This window comes from Pseudoxanthomonas sp. CCNWLW251, assembly GCF_037402255.1.
GTDB lineage: Bacteria > Pseudomonadota > Gammaproteobacteria > Xanthomonadales > Xanthomonadaceae > Pseudoxanthomonas_A.
The window spans coordinates 117,788-141,037 of sequence record NZ_JBBEGA010000005.1 but is presented as its reverse complement, the minus strand read 5'-3'; the positions used below and the strand labels follow the sequence as shown (position 1 = coordinate 141,037).

The following is a 23,250-nucleotide window of genomic DNA, read 5'->3' as shown; positions in this document are numbered from 1 at the left end:
CGAACGAGCCGCGCAAATCCCCCCATGACCTTCGTCGTGGCGTGCGCGGCCCTAGCGTGTGTGCAGCACGATGCGGTCCGGATGCCGTTCGGCGCGCACCGGGAATCCCTGTTCCAGGAGATGCGCGAAGCCGTCGGCGTTGGACCAGCGGAAGTTGCCGCCCACGCGCAGCTCGGCGACGGTGGCGTCGGCCAGTTCCAGCTTGCGGGTGTTGAAGCGGTTGAACTCGGCGGCAGCCTCCGCCAGCGAAGTGTCGTCGAAGGTCAGGAAGCCCTCGCGCCATTCCAGGTAGCGCTCCGCATCGGCCACCGGCAGCGAGCGCACCAGCACGCCGTTGCGGCCGGCGGTCGCCACGCTGCCGGCCGGCAGCAGGGCCACCGGCTGCGCGCGGCCATCGCGGCCGGCCCGGCTTTCCAGCCGCACCTTGCCTTCCGTTACCACCACGCGCACGGCCTCGGTATCGCGTCGCACGGAGAAGCGCGTGCCCACCGCCGCCACGCGGCGGCCCTCCGTTTCCACCACGAACGGGCGCCGTGTATCACGGGCCACGTCGAAGAAGGCTTCGCCCTGCACCAGGGAGACGTGCCGTTCGCTGCGGCTGATGCGCAGTTCCAGCCGGCTGTCGCTGCTCAGGGTGGCGGTGGAGCCGTCGGGCAGCGTCACGGTCTGTATCTGGCCGACGGTACTGGCATAGGTGCCCTGCTCGCGACCGGTCATCTGCCAGCCACCCCAGGCGGCGGAGCCCAGCGCCAGGACGGCCAGCGTCGCCGCCATGCCGTGCCGCCATCCGCCACGCCGCGCCCGGTCGTCCCGGTAGCGTGGCGCGAAGGCGACGTCCCGCAGGTCGGGAACCCGGTCGGGTGATCCTTCCGGCACGCGCGCACCGGACCCGATGCGCGGCGGTGGCGAGCCCGCGGGAAGACCCGCCGCCAGCGCCTGCAGGCGACCGGCTTCGCGCCACGCCGATTCCAGCCTCAGCCATGCCACCTTGTGCTGCGCCGATGCGGCCAGCCATGCGTCCAGCGCACGCTGGTCCTGCGCGCTCCAGTCATCGCCATCGCGACGGACCAGCCAGTCGGCTGCGGCCTCTTCAATCCGACTGCTGTCGGTCATGTCCCTCGTCCTCGTCCATGACGGGCCGGGCAGCCGTCCGCGCGACCGGCCCACGCACGGCATCGCCGCCGTACAGGTGGTCGGCGAGCAGGCGCATCCCTTTGGCCAGATGTTTTTCCACGGTCTTCTCGCTGATGCCCAATTGCCGGGCGACGTCCTTCTGCGGCAGTTCCTCCACCCGCCGCAGCCACACCACCTCGCGGCAACGGTCGGGAAGCCGGTCCAGGGCCTCGACCATGCGCTTGAGCGCCTGTCGGGTCCCGGTCCACCGCTCGGGCGACACCTCGTCGATCAGGTAGACGTTCGAGGACTCGAAATCACCCACCGACTCGATCGACACCACCCGGCTGCGGCGCAGGCGGTCGGTCATCAGGTGGCGGGCGGTGGCGAACAGGAAGGCCTTCGGCGCGTCCGGCCGTGCGCGGGCCGCCGCTTCGTAGACGCGCGCGTAGGCCTCCTGCCGCAGGTCATGCCATTCGTCGCGATGTGGCCATGCGCGTTGCAGGAACAGCACCAGTGCCCGTTCGTGGACGAGCACCTCGCGAACGAACCAGTCGTCTAATTCGGTGGGCATGGCCGCACTCTAGCCGATCACGCACGCCGTAAGCGCGGTCCATCCGGATGGGGGGAAGTGCGCGCCGGTTCGTCTCTCCTTGGCATCGGTGCGTGGCATCCTGCCGCCACCTTCGACGTGGGAGTAGCGGCATGGTGTCTGTCCTTGGTGCAGTGCGGCGTGGCGTGGTGTGCATGCTCGCGCTGGCATTGTCGTTGCCTGCGCTGGCGGGCAAGCCGGCGCATTACGTACTGGGCGACACCGGTGCGAAGACCCCGGGGAAGGTGCAGCCGGGCCTGCTGCTGATGGGCGGTGGCGACCGCAACTTCGATGCGATGCGCTGGTTCATGCAGAAGGCGGGCAACGGGCACATCGTGGTGCTGCGCGCATCGCAGGCCGGCGAGATCGGTGAGGAATTCTTCAACGAAGTGGGCGGCATCGCGTCGGTGGAAACGTTCGTCTTCAGCGATCGGGACGCGGCGACGGATCCCGCCATGCTGCGCAGCCTGAAGCGCGCCGACGGCATCTTCCTGGCGGGCGGCGACCAGTCGCGCTACGTGCGCTACTGGCGTGGCACCCCGGTGGGCGATGCGCTGGACGCGCACGTGCGCGCCGGCAAGCCGCTGGGCGGCACCAGCGCCGGACTCGCCATGCAGGGCGAATACCTCTATGGCGCGATGGACGGCGGCAGCCAGATCAGTCCGCGCGCGCTGGCCGACCCGCTCGGCCCGGACAACACCATCGAAACGGATTTCCTGCATCTGGCGTTGCTGAAGGGCGTCATCACCGACACGCACTTCAGTGAACGCAACCGCCTCGGCCGTCTGGTCGCGTTCGTCGCCAAGGCCGAAGCGATGGCGCAGCGTCCGCTCATCGGCCTGGGCGTGGATGAGGACGCCGCGGTCGCCGTGGAAGGCGATGGCCGTGCGCGCGTATACGCCACCGCGCCCGGTGCGGGTGCCACGGTGGTGAAGGGCGGCTTCGCGCAGAAGCAGGTCGAAGACGAGGCGATGAACCTCGATCGTGTCGACACCGTCATCGCCGGCGTCGACTCCGTGCTGCACCTGCCGAGTGGGCGCGTCGAGAAGCCCGCCGCCGAACGCCAGTACGCCGTGCGCAACGGCGTGCTGGTCGCGCTGGAGTCGCCGGTGCTGGTGATCCATGGCGGTGCCGGTGTCGAACGCGCGGGCATGACGCCGGCCGACGAGGATGCCGCACGCAAGGCACTGGAAGCGGCGCTGCGCGCGGGCCATGCACAACTCACCGCAGGCAAGCCGGCGCTGGACGCGGTGACCGCCGCGATCACCGTGCTGGAGGATGCACCGCAGTTCAACGCGGGCCGTGGTGCGGTATTCACCCACGATGGCAAGAACGAACTGGATTCCTCGATCATGGACGGTGCCACCGGCAAGGCGGGCGCGGTGGCCGGGGTGCACCGGGTCAAGAATCCGATCACGCTGGCACGCGCAGTGATGGACAAGTCGCGCCACGTGATGATGGTCGGCGGCGGCGCGGAAGCCTTCGCGAAGGAGCAGGGCATCCCGCTCGTCGACCCGTCGTACTTCCGCACCGAAAAGCGCTGGCAGCAGTTGCAGAAGGCGCTCAAGGAAGAAGCGCAGGCGCAGGCGGCCAACGCGCCGCTGGACCTGCCGGGCAAGGCTTACTTCGGCACGGTCGGCGCACTGGCGCTCGATGCGAAGGGGCAGCTGGCCGCAGGCACCTCGACCGGCGGCATGACCAACAAGCGCTACGGCCGCGTGGGCGATTCGCCCATCATCGGTGCGGGCACCTGGGCCGACGACCGTTGCGCGGTCTCCGGCACCGGCTGGGGCGAGTACTACATCCGCGCCGCCGCCGCCCACGAGATCTGCGCGCGCGTGCGCCTGGCCGGACAGGGCATCGCACGCGCGGCGGACGGCGTGATCAACCGCGACATCCCGAAGGCCGGCGGCGACGGCGGCGCCATCGCCCTCGGCGCGGACGGCAGCATGGCCTTCCCCTTCAATACCGAAGGCATGTACCGCGGCTGGATCGGTGCCGATGGCGTGCCGCATGTGGCGATCTACAAGGAAGACCCGCTGCCTGCGCGCTGAGGGCGGATGGATGGCGGTATGCTCGGATTGGTCGATCAGGGAGGGGAGCCATGCGCATGATGTTGGGAGCGGGACTTCTGGCCGTCGCCATGGGGGCCACGGCGGCGAGTAAAGAAGCAGAGCCTGTTCGGTTCCATGCCAATGCGCGCGTCGAGCTGGACGCACATGGCGTACCGCGGCAGGTGCAGGTGAACGAGAAGCTGCCGCCCGCCATACGCAGCGTGGTCGAGCAGCAGGTCATGCAGTGGCGGTTCGAGCCGGCGCGGGTCAACGGTGTGGCGATGGCGGGCGTCACGCATGTGTTCCTGGATGCTTGCCTGGCCCCGCTTCCGGGCGACGGCATGAGCGTGGCGATGAACTACCGGCACCATGGCCCCGGTTATGCCAGTGGCGCACCGTTGCTGTCGCCTCCCCGTTTTCCGCCCAGCGCCGCTCGCTACAACCAAGAGGGCAGCTTCAGGGTGGTGGCGCAGATCGGAGAGGATGGCCGGGCGAAGATCGCATCGGTCGAAACGGTGTCGGGTTCACTCAAGCCGTTCGAGCAGGCGTTGCGTGACTGGGTGACGTCGATGCGCTACTTGCCAGAGGAAGTGGACGGCAAGCCGATCGCTACTCGAGTGGTATATCCCGTCGCGTTCTCGCTCCCCAATGTATCCATCAAGCAGCTCAGAGAAGAGCAGCGCGACGCCGCCAGGCAATCCGCCGAGTGCCAGGCGGCCGTGGGTGAAAGCAAAGATCCTCAACGGCCCGTTGTGCTGGATTCGCCGTTCAAGTTGAAGGAAGCCGGCTGACGCCTCCGCGCGGGATCTCGCCGTCGGCGGTCGCGGCCACGACCGCCCTCTGCTCGTCGTTGGAGTGAGGGCCGCAATGTGACTCATGTCGCAAATGTGAACTCTGTAAGTTAGGATACAGATCACATTTGCGGTCGACCCCTCCTTGCCTGGACGGCGTCCTGGGTCGGCTTGCCACAGGGGGCAAGTAACAGGGTCCGTGTCGGATGGACCTGCGGAGCGCCTCTTTCACAGAAGCGTCAGGGGATCCGTTCGTCGATGTCGTACCACGCTATTGATGGCCTGCGCCCGAGCGGCGCTTTTTCTGCACGTCCGTCGTCTTCCACTGTCGCCCTGGTCACCCCGAAAGCCCGCCGCTGGCGGCGTCGCGCCGGGCAGGCTGGCCTGCTGCTCGCGGGCCTCGTGACGGCGGGTTCGGCGCTGGCGCTGATCACCGGCACCTGGACAACCAACGGGTCCGCCTCGGCCACCACCGCGGTCAACGGCATCACCGTGACGTGGACTGGCGCAGCCGACAGCGCGTACTCCAACGGCAGCTTCAACGCGACCAACGACAGTCGCTGGACCAATCCCTACGGCGGCACGGTCACCAACGGTGCCTCACTGACGTTGCTGCACGAAGTCGGCAGCCGGAACTATACGGTCACCTTCAGCAAACCGGTGGACAACCCGGTGCTGCACATCGATCGTCTGGGCGGCGCCATCGGCTCGGACCCCAACAGTTCGCGCTGGACCTTGACCAACTCGGTGTCCCAGAGCGGGACCGTCTCGCTGACGCGGCTCAGCGGCAATCCGCAGTTCCTGGTGAACGGCAACACCATCGTGCGCGACACCAGTAACGGCTTCTCGGGCGAAGCCGATGCGGAATGCCGGACGGGCAACACGGCATCGGTCGCTCGTGGCACGGCCTGCGGCTCGGTCCGCTTCAACGGCACCGGCATCACCAGTCTGACCTTCAACGCGGGGTTGCAGGGGCCCACCGGAGGCGATCAGCTGGAACTGCGCTGGAGCTTCGAAGGTTCCAGCGTGATCGTGCGCAAGCAGTCCGCGGGCGGCACCGGCACCTTCGGCATCACCGCCAGCAACGCGGTGTCGCAAGCCTTCAACCTGACCACGACGGTGCAGAATTCGCCGGTGGCATCGGTGGTCTATCCCGTCACCAATCACGCGGCTGCGATCACGCTGACCGAATCCAGCGTTCCCGCCGGCTACGTACTCACCACCGGTGCGTGTACGGACCAGAGCGGCGCCGCTGTGGCCTCCACCGTCGATACGGCCACCCGGCAGCTCACTGTTCCCGCCGCGAACTACCGCGCCAACCAGACCATCACCTGCACGCTGACCAACAGCGCCACGGCCACGCTGGCCGTGGCCAAGAAGTGGGTCAACGCGGCGATCAACGATACGGCCGTGCTGTCGGCGACCGGCGGTGCCAACAACGCCACGCTCTCATCCACCGCCGACAATGCATCGGAGATCGACACTGGAACCGCCGTGCAGGTGGTGCCGGGCAATGTCATCACCCTGGCGGAAACGCTGGGTGCGGGCAATGCGCGCACCTACACTGCGAGCACCTGGAGTTGCAGCGGTGGCAACCTCAGTGGCAGCACGCTGACACTGACCAGCGCGCATGCGGGCCAGGCCGTCGTCTGCACGGTCACCAACACCGGGCGCGTGGCCGATCTGTCGGTGGTGAAATCGACCACGGCCGGCCCTTCCCTCAGTGGCGAGGTGCGCAATTTCACGCTGACGGTATCGAACGCAGGCCCCAACGCCGCGGACGGTGCACTGGTGAGCGATGCTTCCGGCGGCGGTCTCGGCTGCGCGGTGGCCGGTACTTCCATCACCTGCAGTGCCAGCGGTGGCGCTGCGTGTCCGGGCGCAGCAGCGCTACCCGGCCTGGTAAGCGGTGGCGTGGTCGTGCCCACCCTCCCTTCCGGAGGACGGGTCACGTTCGTCGTGCCTTGCCAGGTGACGGCGACGGGCCTGTAGGTCCGCGCGACGCGCTTCCCAAGCGGGCGTCGAATCCCCATCATGCGGCGTCGTTTCTCGGGCGTCCTGATGCAATGAGTCGTACTGCCTGGCTGTGGGTGGTGGTCGTGCTTACCACCGCCGCCCTCGCCGCCACCTTCCTGTTCACGCCGCGTTTCCCGGTTCCGGTGCCTGACGCCGGCCCGCCGGCCACCCCGTTCGGCTGGCCGGGACAGCTGTCGCTGACGGCGGGCGATGGCGTGCGCGGCCTGCGGGAAGGCGTGGGGTTGCAGGCCCGCTTCGATGACCCCTGGGGCATCGTGGTGATGGAGGACGGCACCCGTTATGTCGCCGATGCGGGCGACAACAACCGCATCCGCCGCATTGCGGCCGACGGCACGGTCACCACGCTGGCAGGCGGGCGCGAGGGGTTCGCCGACGGCACCGGTCCGGCCGCCGCCTTCCACACACCGTCGGCGTTGGCGCGCGACGGTGACGGCAATCTCTATGTGGCGGATACCGGCAACCACGCCATCCGCAGGATCACGCCGCAGGGCGAGGTGACCACGGTCGCGGGCACGGGCGAGGCGGGGTACCGCGATGGGCCTGCGAGGCAGGCGCAGTTCAATGGCCCCATCGGCGTGGCAGTGGACGGCAGCGGGCGCATCTATGTGGCCGACACCTACAACGACCGCATCCGGCTGATCTCGCGCGAAGGCGACGTCACCACGCTGGCGGGCGGAGAACATCCCGGATTCCTCGATGGTTCGGGAACGGAGGCGCGGTTCGACACGCCGACCGGCATCGCGGTCGATGCGACCGGCGTGGCCTGGGTCGCCGATCTCCGCAACAATGCCATCCGCCGGATCGCGCCGCAGGGCGGCGTCAGCACGTTGCCGATGCAGCAGGACCTGCCGGCGCTGGCCGGCCCGCGCCGGCCCTTGAGCCTCGCGTTGACGCGCGATGGCCAGCTGTACGTCGGCGAGATGTACAGCGGGCGCGTCATGCAGGTGATGCGCGACGGTCGCTGGCATGCGTTGGTGGGGCATGTGCCGGACCAGCGCCTGTCGCGCACCGCCGGCCTGGCCGTCGATGCTTCCGGCGATGTGCACTTCACCGATGCGGGAAGCCATCGCGTGCACCGCATCACGCCACTCGCACCGGGCGCCGTCCCGATGGCGGCGACGGCGGGGCCTGCGACGGACGATCCATTGCCGGATACCGCGGGCCGCTGGCCCTTGCAGCCGCAGGACGCCTGGCACGAGGTGGTGGGTACGCTGGGCGAAGTCCGGGGCGACTACGAAGGCGAGAGCCGCCACCATCTGCACGGCGGACTCGACATCCGCGGCGACATGGGCGCCACCGTGCTGGCCATCGCCGACGGCAAGGTCAGCAGTCCGGCCGCGGCGTGGGGTTTCGATGGCCTGGGCGAAGGACTCGGCGTGGGCCCGCTGGACTACATCCATATGCGCGTCGGCCGCACACCGCGCGGCGACCTGCTGGATCCGGTCCGCTTCCAACTGCTGCGGGATCTCAGCGGCGATCCCAGTCGCATCCGGGTGCGCCGCGGCACGCGCTTCGAGGCGGGCGATGCGCTGGGAACGATCAACCGCATGGCGCACGTGCACCTGTCGATCGGGCCATCGGGCTACGAACGCAACGCCATCGCGCTCGGTTTCACCGGTTTCACCGATGCCTATCCGCCGCGCATCGACGATGTCGCGCTGTTCGATACGCTCGACCAACCCATCGACCAGCGCCAGGAAGATCGCGTGCTGGTGCCGCGCGCGCTGCAGGGCGTGCGTATCGTGGTGGACGCGTGGGACCAGGTGGACCGCAACCTGCCGCGGCGCCGCCTCGGCCTGTATGCGCTGGGCTACCAGGTGCTGCATGACGACGGCACGCCCGTCGCCGGCTTCGAGGTGCCGCGCATGACGCTGGACTTCCAGCGCCTGCCGTCCGATGACGCGGTGCAGGTCGCCTACGCACCAGGTAGCGGCATCACCGTGCATGGCAGCGCCGTGACACGGTTCAAGTACAGCGTGACCAACACCGTGCGCGATGGCGCCTGGGGCGAAGGCACGTGGCAGGCGGGCGAACTGCCGGCGGGCGACTACCTGCTGCGCATCACCGCGCGCGACTACAGCGGCAACGAGGCGCAGGGCCGCCGCGACCTGAAGCTGCGTCTCCAGTAGGGCGCGTCCCGACCCGCCGCCGTCGGTCGCGCGGGATCGTGTCGATCCACGCCACGCCCGTTCGTCGTCTCCCTGAAAGCGGCGGAAGGTCCCGACCGCGTGACAGGAGATCCTCAATGAAAGTCATGGTCATCGTGAAGGCCAGCCCCGCGTCCGAAGCCGGTGAAATGCCCGACACCGAACTGCTGGCCGAAATGGGCAGGTTCAACGAAGCGCTGGTGAAGGCCGGCATCATGCTGGCGGGTGAAGGACTGCATCCGTCCTCGCGAGGCGCGCGGGTGCGCTTCGAGGGCAGGCAACGCAGCGTCATCGATGGGCCCTTCGGTGAAACGAAGGAGCTGGTCGCCGGCTTCTGGCTCTGGCAGGTGCGCAGCCTCGACGAGGCGATCGAGTGGATCAAGCGCGCACCGTTCGACGGAGGCACGGAGATCGAGGTGCGCCCGGTGTTCGAGGCCGATGATTTCGGCGACGCGCTGACGCCGGAACTGCGCGAGCAGGAAGCGCGCCTGGCCGCGCAGATCCAGGCATCCACCCACCGTTGAGGCAACCGCCATGAGCACCCAGATCTTCGTCAATCTTCCCGTGCGCGACCTGGCCGCATCCAGGGCCTTCTTCAATGCGCTCGGTTATCCGACCAATCCGCAGTTCACCAACGAGGATGCTGCCTGCCTCGTCATCAGCGACACCATCCATGTGATGTTGCTGGTGGAGCCGTTCTTCCAGGGCTTCACGCGCAAGACGATCTGCGATGCGCGCACCCACACCGAGGTGATCCTGTGCCTGTCCGCCGACAGTCGTGCCGCCGTCGACGACATGGTGGGCAAGGCACTGGCCGCCGGCGGCAGCGAACCCATCGAGGCGAAGGACTACGGCTTCATGTACCAGCGCGGCTTCCAGGACATCGATGGCCACCTGTGGGAAGTCGTGCACATGGACGAAGGCAAGATGCCCGGAGATTGAAGTACATGAATGTAGCCGATGAGGCGTGCTGATTTGAATGCGAAAGCTTGCGCAGGCGACACATCTGAAGTACAGAAGAGCCGACGCATGACGCGAGAGGTGCACGAATGCAGGGCAGGAGGCCGACACTCCACGGACGTTCTTCGGGCCATGCGCGATCGCTGGCGCTGGTATCGGCGATGATCGTCTCAACCGCAGGATGCCAGGGCATGGCGATGACGCAGGAATCGGGTTTGGGGGAAACGAGGGCTGGCGACACGGCTGCGTCGGAGTGGCCCTTGAAGTTCTTCCAGCACAACTTCGGCGCGCACTGTTTCGACACCATCGGCTGCAAGATCGTATACAGCGGTTTCGTCCATGGCGTTGACCACGACGACGAGGTAAGCCCTCCCATTTCGTCCTATCGCGCAAGTCACGAGAAGCTTCTCAGTGCGGGGCACATCGCCAGGCGCAATTTTCCGGCGCCGGCGAAAGTGCAATGGCGCTCTAAGGATGGCGTGCCGCATGAAGCCGAAGTCGATATCGGTGAGATCTTCAAGGACCGCGTCGTGCTGCACAACGTGCCGCGCGACGAGATCTATGGAGATCTGGGCGATCCGGACATCATCCTTGAAGTGAACGATCGCACCATCAATGTCTACATGCGCGCCTTCGTGCCAACGAAGACATTGCAGGTGCCGGGCAACAAGTACAGCGGCTTCCGCGACGATCTGATCCTGGCCTGGACGAAAACCTACTGACACACCTCCAGGGAGTGGAGCATGGGCGGCGAACGGCATCCTGATGGTGTAAGCACGGTACCGGCGATGGCATCGGATCTGGCGACGTTCCCGGACGCCAGCAGGCAACTCGCGAGCTTCTCGGCGCCGTTGCTCCGCGACGGCGATGCGCCGGACCATCGGCTGTTCGTCGCTGCCTTCGACGGCACCGGCAACAGCATGTACAAGGATGCGCCGGAGAACCACACCAACGTGGCCCGCATCGCGAAACAGCTTGAGCAGGCAAAGGATCCGGCGATCGGCTTCGGATACGTCGAAGGCCCGGGTACGCAGGGCGGACTGGGCGGTGTCATCGACCAGGCAACCGGCGGCACTTACGAAGCCCGCATGGAGGAAATGTACTTCCAGTTCATCCAGCAGGCCTCGGCTTGGCTGCGGGACAATCCCGGTGCCGACATCCGCATCGCCGCCATCGGATTCAGCCGTGGTGCCGAGCAGGCGGCGGGCTTCACGCGCCTGGTGGAGGAGCGGGGCATCCAGGATCCGAGGGGCATGGACGTCGTGCGCGACCGTAACGGTCACATCGAAAGGCTCGAGCCCACGCGTCCCAATCTGCGCGAACCCGGCACCGTCATCCAGGCCGTCGGCCTGTTCGATCCGGTTGGCACGGGCGAGCCGCGCGACCACGACCGCCGCCTGCCGCCGTCCGTGGTGTCGGGCTTCCAGATCACGGCCGACGACGAGCGGCGCAATTTGTTCCAGTCCACGCGTGTGATGGATCCCGGGGTGACCGACGGTGGGCGCTTCCTCAACGTCACCGTGGCAGGTGCGCACAGCGACATCGGCGGCGGCTATTCCCAGGACGGCATCGGCATCCGCAGCGGCAACCTGATGATCGATTACCTCAACGCACTCAGCGACACGCCCTATCTGGAGAAGCGCGAAGAGCCGACCGATCCGGCGCGCAACGTCATCCATCGCTCCGAAGAGCACCAGTTCTTCTATCGCACCTCGATCTACGACAAGGCGGGCGCGCGCGGCATGCAGGAGGAACTCGCGCCTGGAGCCCTGTGCAGGATCGACTGCCTGGATGCGCAGCCACGCAACGAAGCGCTGGCGCGCGAACTGGCCTGGCGACCAGTCGAGATCGGCCCGGTGCCGCAGACCCGTTCGGACACCGCAGTGCCTGCCCGTGCAGGCGACATGGTCGGACCGTTGCTCGACGCGGCGAAGCGCGGGGATGGCGCGGCGATCGAACGCATCTCGCGCGACGGACTGCAAGGGGCGGCCGGGCAGGCCTGGCTGCAGGCCGGGCAGCAGCGGCTGGAGGCCGCCTCCCTCGTGCAGGCGCCCGCCATCGAGCGGGCGCAGGAGCCGGCGCTGGCGCGTTGAGGCCCGCTTCGCAATGCCGTGACCGCGTGCGCTTGTCCCTCACCGTGCCGCTGCGCTTTAATCCGCGCGGGGACACGTGATGCCACGGGAGGCGTCCATGGAGTGGGGAGTACGCAGTGCGGGCATCCTGCTGGGGTGTCTGCTGGCGCCCTTGGCGCATGCGCAGGTCGAGCTTGAGCCGTTCCTGAAAAAGGACGTACTGGAAACCCTGAAGATCTCGCCGACGGGCGAGTACTACGCGATGACGGTGCCGCTGGAGGACCAGACCATCCTGGCCGTCATCCGGCGCAGCGACAAGCAGGTCACCTCCAAGGTCAGTGCCGGCCGTGACAGTGTGATCAATGGCGTGTGGTGGGTCAGCGACGAGCGCGTCGTCGTCTAGGTGGCGAAGAAGTACGGCTCGCGCGACCAGCCGTATGCGACCGGCGAGCTGTACGCGACCAACGCCGATGGCAGCGCGCGGCGCCAGATCTTTGCCCGCTACGGGCTGGAGGGCACGGAGCTGCAGCCGCGGGCCGCCTATCTGATCGACACCTTGCCGGATCAGTCGCGCAAGGTGCTGGTGGGGATGTACGCGCTGGACACCTCGTCCCCGAGCACGCGGGTGGAAATGCTCGATGTCTTCAGTGGCGACCTCGACACGGTGGCGACCGCGCCCGTGCGGAACGCGCGCTTCGTCGTCGACCCTGCCCGCCGGGTGCGGTTCGCGATCGGGTCCGGCGACGACAACATCAGCAAGCTCTACCATCGGGCGGACGATGATTCGCCGTGGACGCTGGTGAACGATGAAGGCAAGAGCGGGCACGTGGAGTGGCCGCTCGGTCTCTCGACCGACGGGCGCACCGCTTACCTGCAGGTGCAACAGGCGCAGGGGCCCGATGCCATCGTGGCGCTGGACACCACCAACGGTGGACGCACCCAGGTGATGCGCGACGCGGTGGTCGATCCGCACGACATCATCTATGCGGACGATGGCCGCACGCCGGTCGGCAGTTTCTTCATGCACGAGAAGCTGCGCACCGCGTTCTTCGACGAGGCATCCACCACCGCGCGCCTGTACCGCAAGCTGGAGCGCTCGTTCCCCGGCGCGTCGATCGAGATCACGTCGGGCACGCGCGATGGCCGGCTGAAGATCGTCCATGCATGGAGCGATACCAGTCCGGGCGACTTCTTCCTTTTCGATACGACGAACAACTCGGCGAACCTGGTCTTCAGCCGGCGCAGTTGGCTGGACCCCGCGAACGTGGCGCCGAGTGAACTGGTGACACTCCGGGCGCGTGACGGACTCCCCCTGCATGGCTACCTCACCCGGCCGCGCGGGCAGCACGCCGCGCCGTTGCCGCTGGTGGTGATGCCGCATGGCGGTCCGTTCGGCGTCTTCGACGGCTGGGAGTTCAACGACGAGGCGGAGATGCTGGCGCGTGCGGGCTATGCGGTGCTGCGACTGAACTATCGCGGTTCCGGCAACTACGGCAGCGCGTTCCAGCAGGCCGGCGCGCGGCAGTGGGGGCGCGCCATGCAGGACGACGTCACCGATGCCACGCGGTGGGCGATCGAACAGAAGATCGCCGACCCGCAGCGCATCTGCCTGTACGGCGCCAGCTATGGCGGTTACGCGGCCCTGATGGGTGTGGCGAAGGAGCCGGACCTCTACCGCTGCGCCGCCGGCTACGTCGGCGTCTACGACCTGGAGCTGATGCACAAGCAGAAGTCGCGCAGCGCGCGCTGGATGGGCACCTACATGGACGACTGGGTGGGTGACGACCGTGCGCGTCTGGTGGACGTCTCACCCACCGCGCTGGCATCGCGCATCCGGGTGCCGGTCTTCCTGGCGGCGGGCGGCAAGGACGAAATCGCGCCGCAGGCCCACAGCGAGCGCATGGAGAAAGCGCTCAAGGCCGCAGGGGTGCCGGTGGAAACCCTGTACGTGCGTACCGAAGGCCACGGCTTCTACGCCGAAGCCAACCAGCGTACCTACTACACGAGGCTGCTGGACTTCCTTTCGCGCCACCTGGGCGGCGCGAAGGCGAAGTAGGCGCGGGTCAGGCGCCCACGCGCCGACGTACCGCGTCGAAGTCGCGCACCGGCCGCACCTCGATGCTGCCGGTGCCGATCCACGGGAATTCCTGCGCGATCTTCACCGCTTCATCGATGCTGTCGGCTTCGATGAGGTTGTAGCCACCCAGGATCTCCTTCGTCTCGGCGAAGGGGCCGTCGACGATGCTGGTCTTGCCATCGCGCACGCGCACCGTGCGCGCGGTGCTCCCGTGTTCCAGCTGTTGCGATTCCACCAGCGTGCCCTGCGCCTTCAACTCGTCGGCGTGGGTGATGCAGCCATGCATCATCTGGTCGAACGCGCCGGCGGGCAGCGCATCGAGCAACTGGTCATCCGTGTAGACCATCAACAGGAACTTCATGCGCCCTCCCGGCGTGCCATGCAGGCCGGGATTGTGCCACGGTGCGCCGACCGGCGACGTTCAAGCCGCGCGCGACGGCGCCGCCACGTTCATTCGCTGGCGGGCGAACGGAACCATGCCTCCACCGTGCCCTTGACCTTCATCGTCATCGGGTTGCCGCGGCGGTCCTTCGACTTGCCCACGGGGACGCGCACCCAGCCTTCGCTGATGCAGTACTCCTCCACGTTGTCGCGCTCCACGCCGTTGAAGCGGATGCCGACGCCGCGATCCATCGCCTCGGCGTTGTAGAACGGGCTGCGCGGGTCGGAGGCCAGGTGGTCGGGAGGCGTGTCGGACATGGGAATGCGTCGTGCGGATGGGAGGCGGAAGGATAACCGAAGCGCGGCGGCTACCAGGCCACGCGGTTGCGGCTGCAGATGAGCGTGGCCTGCAGGGTCAGCCTTCCGGATCGCGGGTCGGCGCGCAGCTGCCCGGGATGGGGGACGGCCGGGGCATGGAACGCAGCGCCGTCATGGAAGACCAGCCGGTTCCATTTCGCCGGCACGGTGAGTACATGGGTGAACCACGCATTCGAGCCATCCGGATAGCCCGCCGGCAGGGCGTAACGCTGCGAGAATTCTTCCGGTGGCAACGCATCGGCATCGTGCTCCATCTGCTCCACCTGATGCGGCGAGATACGTGGCAGGAAGAACTGCAGGCCACCCAGCCCGGGGTCCTGGAAGAGGAACAGTTCGGCCATGGCGGCGCACTGGTCCGCTTCGAACGTACGCACGCGCCGGGGGATCCAGTGCGCGGGGGAAAGCGTGGCCGGCGGCGACGTCAGCAATGACAGCCGGCCCGCGCTGAACAGCACGCGGCGTGCGCCGAGCGCGCGGCGCGCGTGCTCGCGGAACACGTCGTGCAGCAGGTGGATGAATTCCTCCGGCATGCGCAGCTGCGCACCAGGAAACACGGATGCCGGTGCCGGCTGGAAATCCTCGCGGTAGGCTTCCGCGTAGGCGGGCAGGCGGTCCGGTGCGAGCAATGCATCGTCGATGACCACGCAGGCATGGCCGTGGCCGATCGCCAACCGCTGCACCACGGGACGGGGGTTGAACATGGCGCGGCCTCCCCGGCAGGCCGGCGTGCGGGCCGGCTCCGCCACGATAGACCCTGGCCGTGCCGGTGACAAAAAACCCGGGGCGGCCCACCACGGCCGCGCCCGGCGGTGCTGCCGTCAAGGAATTACGGCATCAGCACCTTGTCGACCACGTGGATCACGCCGTTGGTGGCCTTCAGATCGGCGGTCGTGACCTTGGCCGTGTTGCCCTTCGCATCGGTGAGGGTGACGCCGCCGTCGGCCAACTGCGCCTTCAGTTCGCCGCCCTGCACGGTCTTCAGCGTGGCGGTGCCGCCGCCCGCTTCGATCTGCTGCGTCAGCGCGGCGGCATCCACATTGCCGGCCACCACGTGGTAGGTCAGCACGGTGGTGAGGTCGCCCTTGCTTTCGGGCTTCAGCAGGGTGTCGACGGTGCCTGCGGGCAGCGCGTCGAAGGCGGCATTGACGGGGGCGAAGACCGTGAACGGACCCGCGCCCTTCAGCGTGTCGACCAGGCCCGCCGCCTGCACCGCGCTGACCAGCGTGGTGTGGCCGGGCGAACCGATGGCGAGATCCACCACATCGTTCTGTTCGGCAGCGGGCGCGGCCATATCGGCCGTCACGTCTGCAGCGGCTTCGGGTACCGGCATCGGCGCGGCACCTGCTTCGGCATCGGCGGTCTTCGGCGAACAGGCCGTGGCGGCGAGAGTGGCCGTCAGGACGACGGACAGGAAGGTGTACTTCATGATGTGCTCCAGGAGTGGGAAGAGGTGTCCTGCATTGCGGACACGCAGTTCCTTACGACGCGCTCACCCGACTGGATGCATCACGCGTTCTTAATGTCCTGCACGGTGCGGCACCGCTTCCCCGGACGCGGCCGGCGCGGCATGCTGTGCACCAACTTCCCTCATCCGACGCCGATGTCATCGCCCGACCACGAATTCGACCCCGACGACAACTTCCGCCATGCCTTCGATGACGAGGACGACATGGACCTGGACGACACCGAAGCACTGGTGTGGAACCTGCTGGTCCTGATCAACCCCGGCGACGAGGAAACCGCATTGCGGCAGTTCGCGGCCTACCGCGAAGCGGGTGGCGACGAAGGCGTCGAACCCGACCAGGTGTTGTGGACGCTGAAGGACGCCATCGACTGGACCTCCGGTTTCTACGTGGACTGGAAGGATGCGGAGTCCTTCATCGACTGCGTCAACCAGCTCGCCGCGCGTTACGCCATCGAGATCGACTGGGGCGGCGACACCAGCGACGAGGACTTCCTGGACGATACCGACGTGCCCGCGCTCATGGCCACCGCCCATGACCGCCTGCGCGAGCACGGCTACACCTTGTGGAACTGGAATACCGGCGGGGATGCGTACGCGGGCTGGATGGCACTGCGCCGCGACGACGAAGGCATGCAGCAACTGGCCGCAGTGATGGGGGTCGAGATCCGCCCGGGTAGCGACGCGTTCTGAGCCATCGTTGACCATGGCCACGACGGCGCGCGGGTTAGACTGCGGCCGTCGTCGCCGGCCATCGGGGCCGGCTCCACCTTGAAGCGAGCGCCATGTTGCCTGGAGCGATCATGCCCGTGATGCGCCTGTTGCTGGCTTGCCTGTGCTGCCTGCTGCCGGCGTTCGTGGCTGCGCAGGATGCGACCATCCTGCTGTCCCCCGCCAAGCCCAAGGCGCCGGAGGCCATCGCACTGGCCGACATTCCGGGGCGCGCCGATGCGGACGAACGTTACGCAGAAGAAGTGACGCTGCGCGCAGCCAACGTGGATCCGCTGGGCCGGTTGGTGCCGCGGCTGGCCGCGATCGAGCAGTCCGTGGACCAGAAGACCCGCCTGTTCCGTTATGGCGAGTTGCGCACGCTGCCGGTGCTGCGACTGGAAAGCATGGAGCGGCACTGGAAGTTCGATGCGCGGCAATACGCGCGCTGGCGTGCCGACATGCAGGCGCTGGTGGGGCCCTATGCGCAGGACGCCTCGGAGCTTGCGCTGCGGCGCGCGGACTGGGACCTCACGCGCGAGGCGATGGCGCCCGGGAGCACGCCGGAGGCCCTGCGTATGCGCGTCGACGCCGTCGCCGATCGCCTGCAGCAGGCCGAGCAGTCGCTTTCTTCGCCGCTCGCCGAGCAGATCGGATTGGGTCGTCGCGCCAACCTGCTGGCTGCGCGCATCCAGTCCGGCCAGAGGTCGGTCGAAGAAGCCATCGCGTATGCGGACCGTCGGCTGTTGCGGCTCGATGCGCCGCCACTGTGGCGCGTGCAAGGCACCACGACGCTGCGCCAGGACGTGACGGACAAGCTCGGCCGCGACATCCAGTCGGAAAACAGCTTCGTCGCCCAGTACGCGGCGGCGGACGTGGGCAACCAGCGGCTGCTGCACATCCTGCAGGTGCTGCTGCTGGTCGTGCTGCTGTGGGTGGCGTGGCGCCATCGTCGCGAGGGCGTGGACCCGACGTCGGTCCTGGCGACCGATGCCGAGTCGCGCGTGATCCGCCGGCCGTTCTCCACCTGGCTGCTGCTCTCGATGATCGGCACGCTGCTGCTGGAGCCAAACGCGCCGCTGTTCCTGCACCAGATCGCCATGCTCGTCGCCCTGGTGCCGGTGCTGCGCCTGATGCCGCAGCAGGGACGGCGCCTGCTCGGCCCGTGGCCGTACCTGGCCACCGGGTTCTATCTGTTGCAGCGGCTGTCCGTACTGCTGATGGCCAGCGACTATCTCTACCGCATGTACTACCTGGGGCTGGCGGCGTTGGCGCTGCTGGCGACGGGGTGGCTGCTATGGCGTTCCCGCGGGCAGCAGTTCGCGGGGGTGGCGGGACGGGCGGGTCGGCTGGTGCATGCGCTGGCCTGGGTTGGCGTGGTGGTGCTGGTCGTCTCGATCGGGGCCAACGTGCTGGGCAATGTGTCGCTGGCGGAAATGCTGGCCTCGGGCATCATCGAGAGCGGCTACTTCGCCCTGGTGCTGTACGCGGCGGTCACGGTGTTCGAGACGTTGCTGCGCCGGCTGGGTACGCGCCGCGAGGTCAGGCGGCTGTGGCTGATGCGCCGGCATGGCGGCAACGTGCTGGAATCGCTGGCACGGTGGGCGCGCGTGGCGGCGGTGATCGGCTGGATCATCTACACGATGAACCGCTTCCGCATCTTCCGGCCGGTATACGACCTGACGAAGACGATCGTGACGCACCGGTTCGAGTACGGCGAGCTGTCGATCAGCCTCGGCCACATACTGGTGTTCTGCATCGGCGTGGTGCTGGCGGTCTGGACCGCGAGAACGCTGCGCGCCCTGCTGCGGGAAGAAGTGCTGCCGCGCATGTCGTTGCCACGCGGCGTGGACAACAGCGTGGCTTCGCTGAGCTACTACGCGCTGCTGCTGCTCGGCCTGCTGGCGGCGCTCTCGGCGGCCGGTTTCAAGATGGGCCAGCTGGCGTTCCTGTTCGGTGCGCTCGGCGTGGGCATCGGACTGGGCCTGCAGGACGTGGTGAAGAACTTCGTCTCCGGCCTGATCCTCATGTTCGAGCGCCCGGTACAGCCGGGCGACGTGGTGGACATCAGCGGCACGGCGGGCCGCGTGCGCAACATCGGCATGCGCGCGACCACGGTGCGCACCTTCGATGGCGCCGACGTGGTGGTTCCCAACGGCATGCTGTTGTCCGACAAGCTGACCAACTGGACATTGAACGACCCCACCCGGCGCATCGACATCGACCTGGGCGTCGCCTACGGAACGGATGTCACGCAGGTGGTGCAGCTGTTGCAGGAAACCACGCGCGCGACGCAGGGCATCGCGGACGATCCCGCACCCGCCGTGCTGTTCACCGGGTTCGGTACCAGTTCGCTGGACTTCGCGATCCGGGCATGGACACACGACTTCGACAACTGGTCGACCCTCCGCAGCGAGTTGATGACGCGCCTGCACGCCGCGCTGGAAGCGGCGGGTATCGAGATCCCCTTCCCGCAGCAGGACCTGCACCTGCGCACGGTGGCGGATGACGTGCTGCAGTCGCTGGGGCGTCCCGGGCGCGGCCCGGAACAGGGCGATCACGACGCGCGCTGAGTGTCGTCAGAGCGTTTGCAGGAACTCGGTGATCGCCTCGAGTTCGGTCTTGTGCAGGTCCAGAGGCTTGAGCAGGGGATCGGTCTGCGGGAACAACGGGTCGTCCTGCTGGTCCGGCTTGCGCGCGGGCCGTGGCATGCCGACGTTGTACATGTTCACCACGCCGCGCAACTCCATGAAGCCGCCGCTGTGCATGTAGGGGCCCGTCTTACCCACGCCACGCAAAGTCGGTGTGCGGAACTTGCCGCTGTCGGCGGGATCACCGGTCACCCGGTAGCGCCCCAGGTCCTCTTTCGGACGACCACGGAAGTGCAGTCCGAGATTATGGAAACGGTTGTCCGTCAGTGCAGGGCCACTGTGGCAGTTCATGCAGCGGGCCTGCGTGCGGAACAGATGCAGTCCCCACAGCTGCTGGTCCGTCAGTACATCACGCCGACCTTCCAGGAAGCGGTCGAAGCGGTTGAAGCGGGGCACCAGGCTGCGCTGGTAGCTCGCCAGCGCCTGCGCCACCCGGGGCATGGTGACCTTCCTTTCGCCGAACGCGCGCGCGAACGCAGCGGGGTAGTCGGTTTCCCGGTTGAGACGCTTCTCCAGTTCGCGGGGGGCGAAGGCCATCTCCGCGGAATCCTGGATCGGATGCAGTGCCTGCGCCTCCAGCGTTGCGGCGCGACCATCCCAGAACAGCGGGGTGGAGAAGGCGGCCATCGACACGTTCATCGCGTTGCGTTTGCCCGCCTGCCGATCGTGCCCGAACGACACGCTGCGTCCATCGCCCCAGCCCAGTTGCCGGTCGTGGCAACTCGCGCACGCGATCTGTCCGCTGCGCGAGAGGCGCGGGTCTTCGAACAGCCGCTTGCCCAGCGCGATCTTGTCCGGCGTCTGCGGGTTGTCCGCAGGCGCCGGCGGCACGTCAGGCAGCGGCGCGAGCTCCTGCCACGACGCGCCTGCGTCGACCGTGGGGGCAGGCCATTCGTTGATCGGCAGTGCGTAGATGCGGCGCAGACAATCGGCGTCGATGCGGGGTGCGCTGATGGCGATGCGCTGGCGGCATTCGGCGAGGCTTTGTTGTGGTGGAGCCGCGGAGGGCTCGATACGGGTCTGCGCCATCCCTACGCACAGCCACATGACGGGCAAGGGCAGGAACAAAAGAAGAGCAATGCCAGGGCGTGTCGTCTGCACGGCTAGAACCTGTAGCCCAGCTCCAGCCAGAACGTGCGCCCTGGATCGTAGTCTTCCCCGTCAATCCGGTTTTCACGGTTGAACACGTTGTGCACCTCGACCCGCGCGTAGGCATCTTGTCCACCGGACAGGTCGAGGCTGTACTCCAGCATCGTGTCCAAGACGAAGCTCTTCGAATAGCTGACGTCCTCGTATACGTCGATCCAGCCGTCGCCATATGCTTCTTCCGAGACCTTCGTCGGCTTCTGGTAGGCCGCGCGATAACGCAGGAAGTTGCTCCACAGCAAGCCCCATGCGGGTAGCCGGGTCTGGGTGGCGAGACGCACCGTCCACGGACGATTGTAGCTGTCTGCGGGAAGCTCGTAGCGACGCATGGTGTCGCCAGCGTACCGGACCAGGGCGTTGTACGCCTGGCTGTCGAAGGTCGTCGAATAGTCCTGGTACGCCCCGGTGTAGGACCTGCGGGTGTCGGTACGGTCCAAGGCGAACTGCGCCATCGTGGTACTCCCTGCCCACGACCAGGGCGAGCGCGTGCCGATGCTGAGCGTGTAAGTGTCGCTGCGCGCGCGACCGACGTTCTGGTACTCGTAGACGCGCGCGGCGTAATTTCCAGTGGTGTCGTCGCTGGGCAGGTAGACCCGCATGACTTCGTCTTCGTACTGTCGATTGACGTACTTGGCGTTGACATCGTAGTTGCCAAGTACCTGATTGAAGCCCAGAGAGAGTTCGTCGCTGTAGGGCGTGTCGATCTCCGCGTAGCGCGTCGCGTTCAGCGTCTGCACGGGCGTGCCCCAGATCAGGCGATTGGCACCCGTGCCGGTCCGGGTCTGCACCAGTGTCAGGCCATCGCGTCCGTCGCGCAGCTTGTATGCGAACAGGTTGCGACCGTAGTAGCGGTTGGCGCCTGCGGTAAGCAGGGACTTCCGGTCGCCAAGGATGTCCCAAGACATCGCGAATCGCGGCGCGACGGTGGTGTCAGCGACCATGCTGCTGCCATCCACGCGTACGCCGGGGCGGAAGCTCCAGTTGCCCATGCGGATATCGTCGTGCAGGAAGGCTGCCCAATCGGTGGACTTGGCCTCGAAATAGCCTGCCAGATAGGTGGTCTTGCGCGTCAGATACTGGCCGCGGCCACTGTAGAAGGGTACGGGTGACAGCGAGCAGGCAACGCTGTCGGTCGCACCGGTGGCATCTACGCAGGTGGTGGTGGCGGCTGGCGTAATGTAGGAGGTGAAGTCGCGAAGGCGCTGGTATGTTGCCTTGCGGTCGGAGGCCTCCATGCCGAACTGAAGGCGATGCTCCATCCTGCCGAAGGCAAAGGGATCACGGTCCACTTCAAGCTTGTAGCCCATGCTGCGATTGGTCTGCTCGACGTTGCCCCAGTTGCCTTCGGTACTCAGGCCCGTGGTGCTGGTGCCCCAGTTCTTGTCTTCGGACCAGCGCCAACTGAACCAGTAGTCGCCGTCGCTGACGCGCGAATCATCGAGGTCGCTGTAACTCAGGGTGTTCTTCAGCGTCCAGGCGCCGCGGTCGAGCGTTGCGCGCAGGCTGATCAGTGGGCCACCCTGTTCCAGGTCGAACCAGGAATCCTTCGCATTCTGGATGAAGTAGCGCTCGCGCGTGGGGGCATAGGTGAAGTTTCCTTCCAAGGCCAGTCCGCCGCCGTTGTGCCAATCGGCACGCAGGCTGATGCTGGTGTTCTCGCGTTCCTGATCCTTGATGGCGTCATCGTGCTCGGACGGCACGCCGCCGGTTTGGCCGCGCAAGGGAATCACCGATCGCGTGCGGCTGATGTTACCGATCAGGCCGATGCCGGATTGCGTCCTGCCCTCCAACATCAGGCCCAGCTGGTATTTGTCGTATTGGGGCTGGTTGGCTGCCGTGGCAGAGTCTTCGAACGTCTGCTGGTAGTCGTCGCGGACGTACGCTTTGTTCCATGCAGAACGCGTCATGCGGTAGGTCACTTTGCCGCCGAACTCATCATCCGCTTTGCGGCTCTCGGCCACGATCACCCCGCCATTGAAGCCGCCGAAGCTCGCAGGTACGTTGCTGTCGTACACGGTAAGGCTGCCGATCAGGCTGGCGTCCACGGCCAGGCCCTGGGTATGGCTGGGTGGATCGGCAAAGTGGTTGGGATTGTTGCTGGCCGGGTCCAAGTCGTTGGTGAAGTTGGCGCCGTCCAGCTGGAACGCATTCTGGTAGTACAAACCGCCGTTGATGCTGATGTCGGCAGGTCGGATCTCGCCCATGTTGCGGGACGTCATCGCCGTATCGTCGAACTGCACATTCGGATTGATCCGCAGCAACGTGCCGATGTCGCCGTTGCCCTTGGCCTGCTCGTCGATGTAGCGCTCGTTGAGCACCATGCCTTCCTGGTACGGGAACAGGCGCTGGCCCACGACTTTCAGCGTGTCCAGGGTGGTGGGCTTGAGGTACTCCGGCGTGGTCGCCAGCGGTGCGGCGGCGGGAGCGGGAGCGGGAGTATCGGAAGGTGCGGTCTCGGCCGCGTGCGCGCCGGCGGACAACGCCGACAGGATCGCCAGGGTCAAAGGTTTCATCGAGTTCTCGGAGCGGGTGGGGGCCCGAAGGGCGCATTCCGCTGGCGGTGAGAACTTCGACGAAGCAACTCGGTGCTGGCTGATCGGCGCGGATTGTGCGCGCTCCGTTCAGCTGCGTCAACGCCACGATGCCGCACCGCGTGTCGAAATCCCGGCGCGCGGATCGTC

General features: G+C 67.2%; 20 protein-coding genes and 1 pseudogene. 13 read left to right on the top strand and 8 right to left on the bottom strand.

All coding sequences use genetic code 11. From position 1 onward, the window contains the following. Positions 1–51 precede the first annotated feature (51 nt). Together WBN46_RS17220 and WBN46_RS17215 are read right to left on the bottom strand one after the other, a co-directional pair. Positions 52–1,113, bottom strand: a complete 1,062-nt coding sequence (locus tag WBN46_RS17220) for a FecR domain-containing protein (RefSeq protein WP_337732648.1) — start codon at positions 1,111–1,113, stop codon at positions 52–54. After that, complete coding sequence (locus WBN46_RS17215; protein ID WP_337732647.1) at positions 1,091–1,687, bottom strand: sigma-70 family RNA polymerase sigma factor; 597 nt, start codon at positions 1,685–1,687, stop codon at positions 1,091–1,093. Before WBN46_RS17215 ends, WBN46_RS17220 begins: the two co-directional genes overlap by 23 nt. Before the next feature lie 47 nt (positions 1,688–1,734). Between WBN46_RS17215 and WBN46_RS17210 the strand changes: the two are divergent. The 11 genes and pseudogenes from WBN46_RS17210 to WBN46_RS17160 all read left to right on the top strand — a co-directional run. After that, positions 1,735–2,577, top strand: a pseudogene (locus tag WBN46_RS17210) (cyanophycinase); the annotation flags it as partial. 201 nt (positions 2,578–2,778) lie between these two features. Continuing rightward, the gene (locus tag WBN46_RS17205) at positions 2,779–3,759 is read left to right on the top strand and encodes an isoaspartyl peptidase/L-asparaginase (RefSeq protein WP_337732769.1); all 981 of its coding nucleotides are present in this window, start codon (positions 2,779–2,781) and stop codon (positions 3,757–3,759) included. Positions 3,760–3,809: 50 nt separating this feature from the next. After that, on the top strand, positions 3,810–4,550 hold the full coding sequence (locus WBN46_RS17200) for a TonB family protein (RefSeq protein ID WP_337732646.1): 741 nt from the start codon (positions 3,810–3,812) through the stop codon (positions 4,548–4,550). A gap of 258 nt (positions 4,551–4,808) precedes the next feature. After that, positions 4,809–6,542 (top strand): hypothetical protein, encoded by a 1,734-nt coding sequence (locus WBN46_RS17195; RefSeq protein ID WP_337732645.1) that lies wholly within the window; start codon positions 4,809–4,811, stop codon positions 6,540–6,542. Between the two features lie 74 nt (positions 6,543–6,616). Beyond that, complete coding sequence (locus tag WBN46_RS17190; protein WP_337732644.1) at positions 6,617–8,716, top strand: gluconolaconase; 2,100 nt, start codon at positions 6,617–6,619, stop codon at positions 8,714–8,716. Between the two features lie 116 nt (positions 8,717–8,832). Further along, complete coding sequence (locus WBN46_RS17185; protein ID WP_337732643.1) at positions 8,833–9,258, top strand: YciI family protein; 426 nt, start codon at positions 8,833–8,835, stop codon at positions 9,256–9,258. 10 nt (positions 9,259–9,268) lie between these two features. After that, complete coding sequence (locus WBN46_RS17180; protein ID WP_337732642.1) at positions 9,269–9,676, top strand: VOC family protein; 408 nt, start codon at positions 9,269–9,271, stop codon at positions 9,674–9,676. Positions 9,677–9,885: 209 nt separating this feature from the next. Then, positions 9,886–10,416 (top strand): hypothetical protein, encoded by a 531-nt coding sequence (locus WBN46_RS17175; RefSeq protein ID WP_337732641.1) that lies wholly within the window; start codon positions 9,886–9,888, stop codon positions 10,414–10,416. A 66-nt stretch (positions 10,417–10,482) separates the two neighbouring features. Then, positions 10,483–11,787 carry a DUF2235 domain-containing protein gene (locus WBN46_RS17170; protein ID WP_337732640.1) on the top strand — a complete coding sequence of 435 codons (1,305 nt, stop codon included), beginning with the start codon at positions 10,483–10,485 and terminating at the stop codon, positions 11,785–11,787. A gap of 97 nt (positions 11,788–11,884) precedes the next feature. Beyond that, complete coding sequence (locus WBN46_RS17165) at positions 11,885–12,169, top strand: hypothetical protein (protein WP_337732639.1); 285 nt, start codon at positions 11,885–11,887, stop codon at positions 12,167–12,169. Beyond that, entirely contained in the window at positions 12,170–13,822 is a 1,653-nt protein-coding gene (locus WBN46_RS17160) for a prolyl oligopeptidase family serine peptidase (RefSeq protein WP_337732638.1), read from the top strand. A gap of 7 nt (positions 13,823–13,829) precedes the next feature. On the opposite strand, the gene WBN46_RS17155 is transcribed toward WBN46_RS17160, so the two are convergent. The 4 genes from WBN46_RS17155 to WBN46_RS17140 form a co-directional block, all read right to left on the bottom strand. Next, positions 13,830–14,204 carry a YciI family protein gene (locus WBN46_RS17155; protein ID WP_337732637.1) on the bottom strand — a complete coding sequence of 125 codons (375 nt, stop codon included), beginning with the start codon at positions 14,202–14,204 and terminating at the stop codon, positions 13,830–13,832. Between the two features lie 89 nt (positions 14,205–14,293). Beyond that, positions 14,294–14,542, bottom strand: a complete 249-nt coding sequence (locus tag WBN46_RS17150) for a DUF3297 family protein (protein WP_337732636.1) — start codon at positions 14,540–14,542, stop codon at positions 14,294–14,296. A gap of 50 nt (positions 14,543–14,592) precedes the next feature. Then, complete coding sequence (locus WBN46_RS17145) at positions 14,593–15,303, bottom strand: DUF6445 family protein (RefSeq protein ID WP_337732635.1); 711 nt, start codon at positions 15,301–15,303, stop codon at positions 14,593–14,595. A 125-nt stretch (positions 15,304–15,428) separates the two neighbouring features. After that, a complete protein-coding gene (locus WBN46_RS17140) occupies positions 15,429–16,028 on the bottom strand; it encodes a fasciclin domain-containing protein (protein ID WP_337732634.1) in 600 nt (199 codons plus the stop codon). A gap of 174 nt (positions 16,029–16,202) precedes the next feature. Here WBN46_RS17140 and WBN46_RS17135 point away from each other — a divergent pair, with 174 nt between their 5' ends. Together WBN46_RS17135 and WBN46_RS17130 are read left to right on the top strand one after the other, a co-directional pair. Next, positions 16,203–16,757 carry a hypothetical protein gene (locus WBN46_RS17135; RefSeq protein WP_337732633.1) on the top strand — a complete coding sequence of 185 codons (555 nt, stop codon included), beginning with the start codon at positions 16,203–16,205 and terminating at the stop codon, positions 16,755–16,757. 110 nt (positions 16,758–16,867) lie between these two features. Next, positions 16,868–19,345: a mechanosensitive ion channel domain-containing protein gene (locus WBN46_RS17130; RefSeq protein WP_337732632.1), complete on the top strand. Its 2,478-nt coding sequence runs from the start codon at positions 16,868–16,870 to the stop codon at positions 19,343–19,345. Positions 19,346–19,351: 6 nt separating this feature from the next. On the opposite strand, the gene WBN46_RS17125 is transcribed toward WBN46_RS17130, so the two are convergent. Together WBN46_RS17125 and WBN46_RS17120 are read right to left on the bottom strand one after the other, a co-directional pair. Further along, on the bottom strand, positions 19,352–20,452 hold the full coding sequence (locus WBN46_RS17125; RefSeq protein WP_337732631.1) for a cytochrome c peroxidase: 1,101 nt from the start codon (positions 20,450–20,452) through the stop codon (positions 19,352–19,354). A gap of 74 nt (positions 20,453–20,526) precedes the next feature. Further along, the gene (locus WBN46_RS17120; protein WP_337732630.1) at positions 20,527–23,082 is read right to left on the bottom strand and encodes a hypothetical protein; all 2,556 of its coding nucleotides are present in this window, start codon (positions 23,080–23,082) and stop codon (positions 20,527–20,529) included. Positions 23,083–23,250 lie beyond the last annotated feature (168 nt).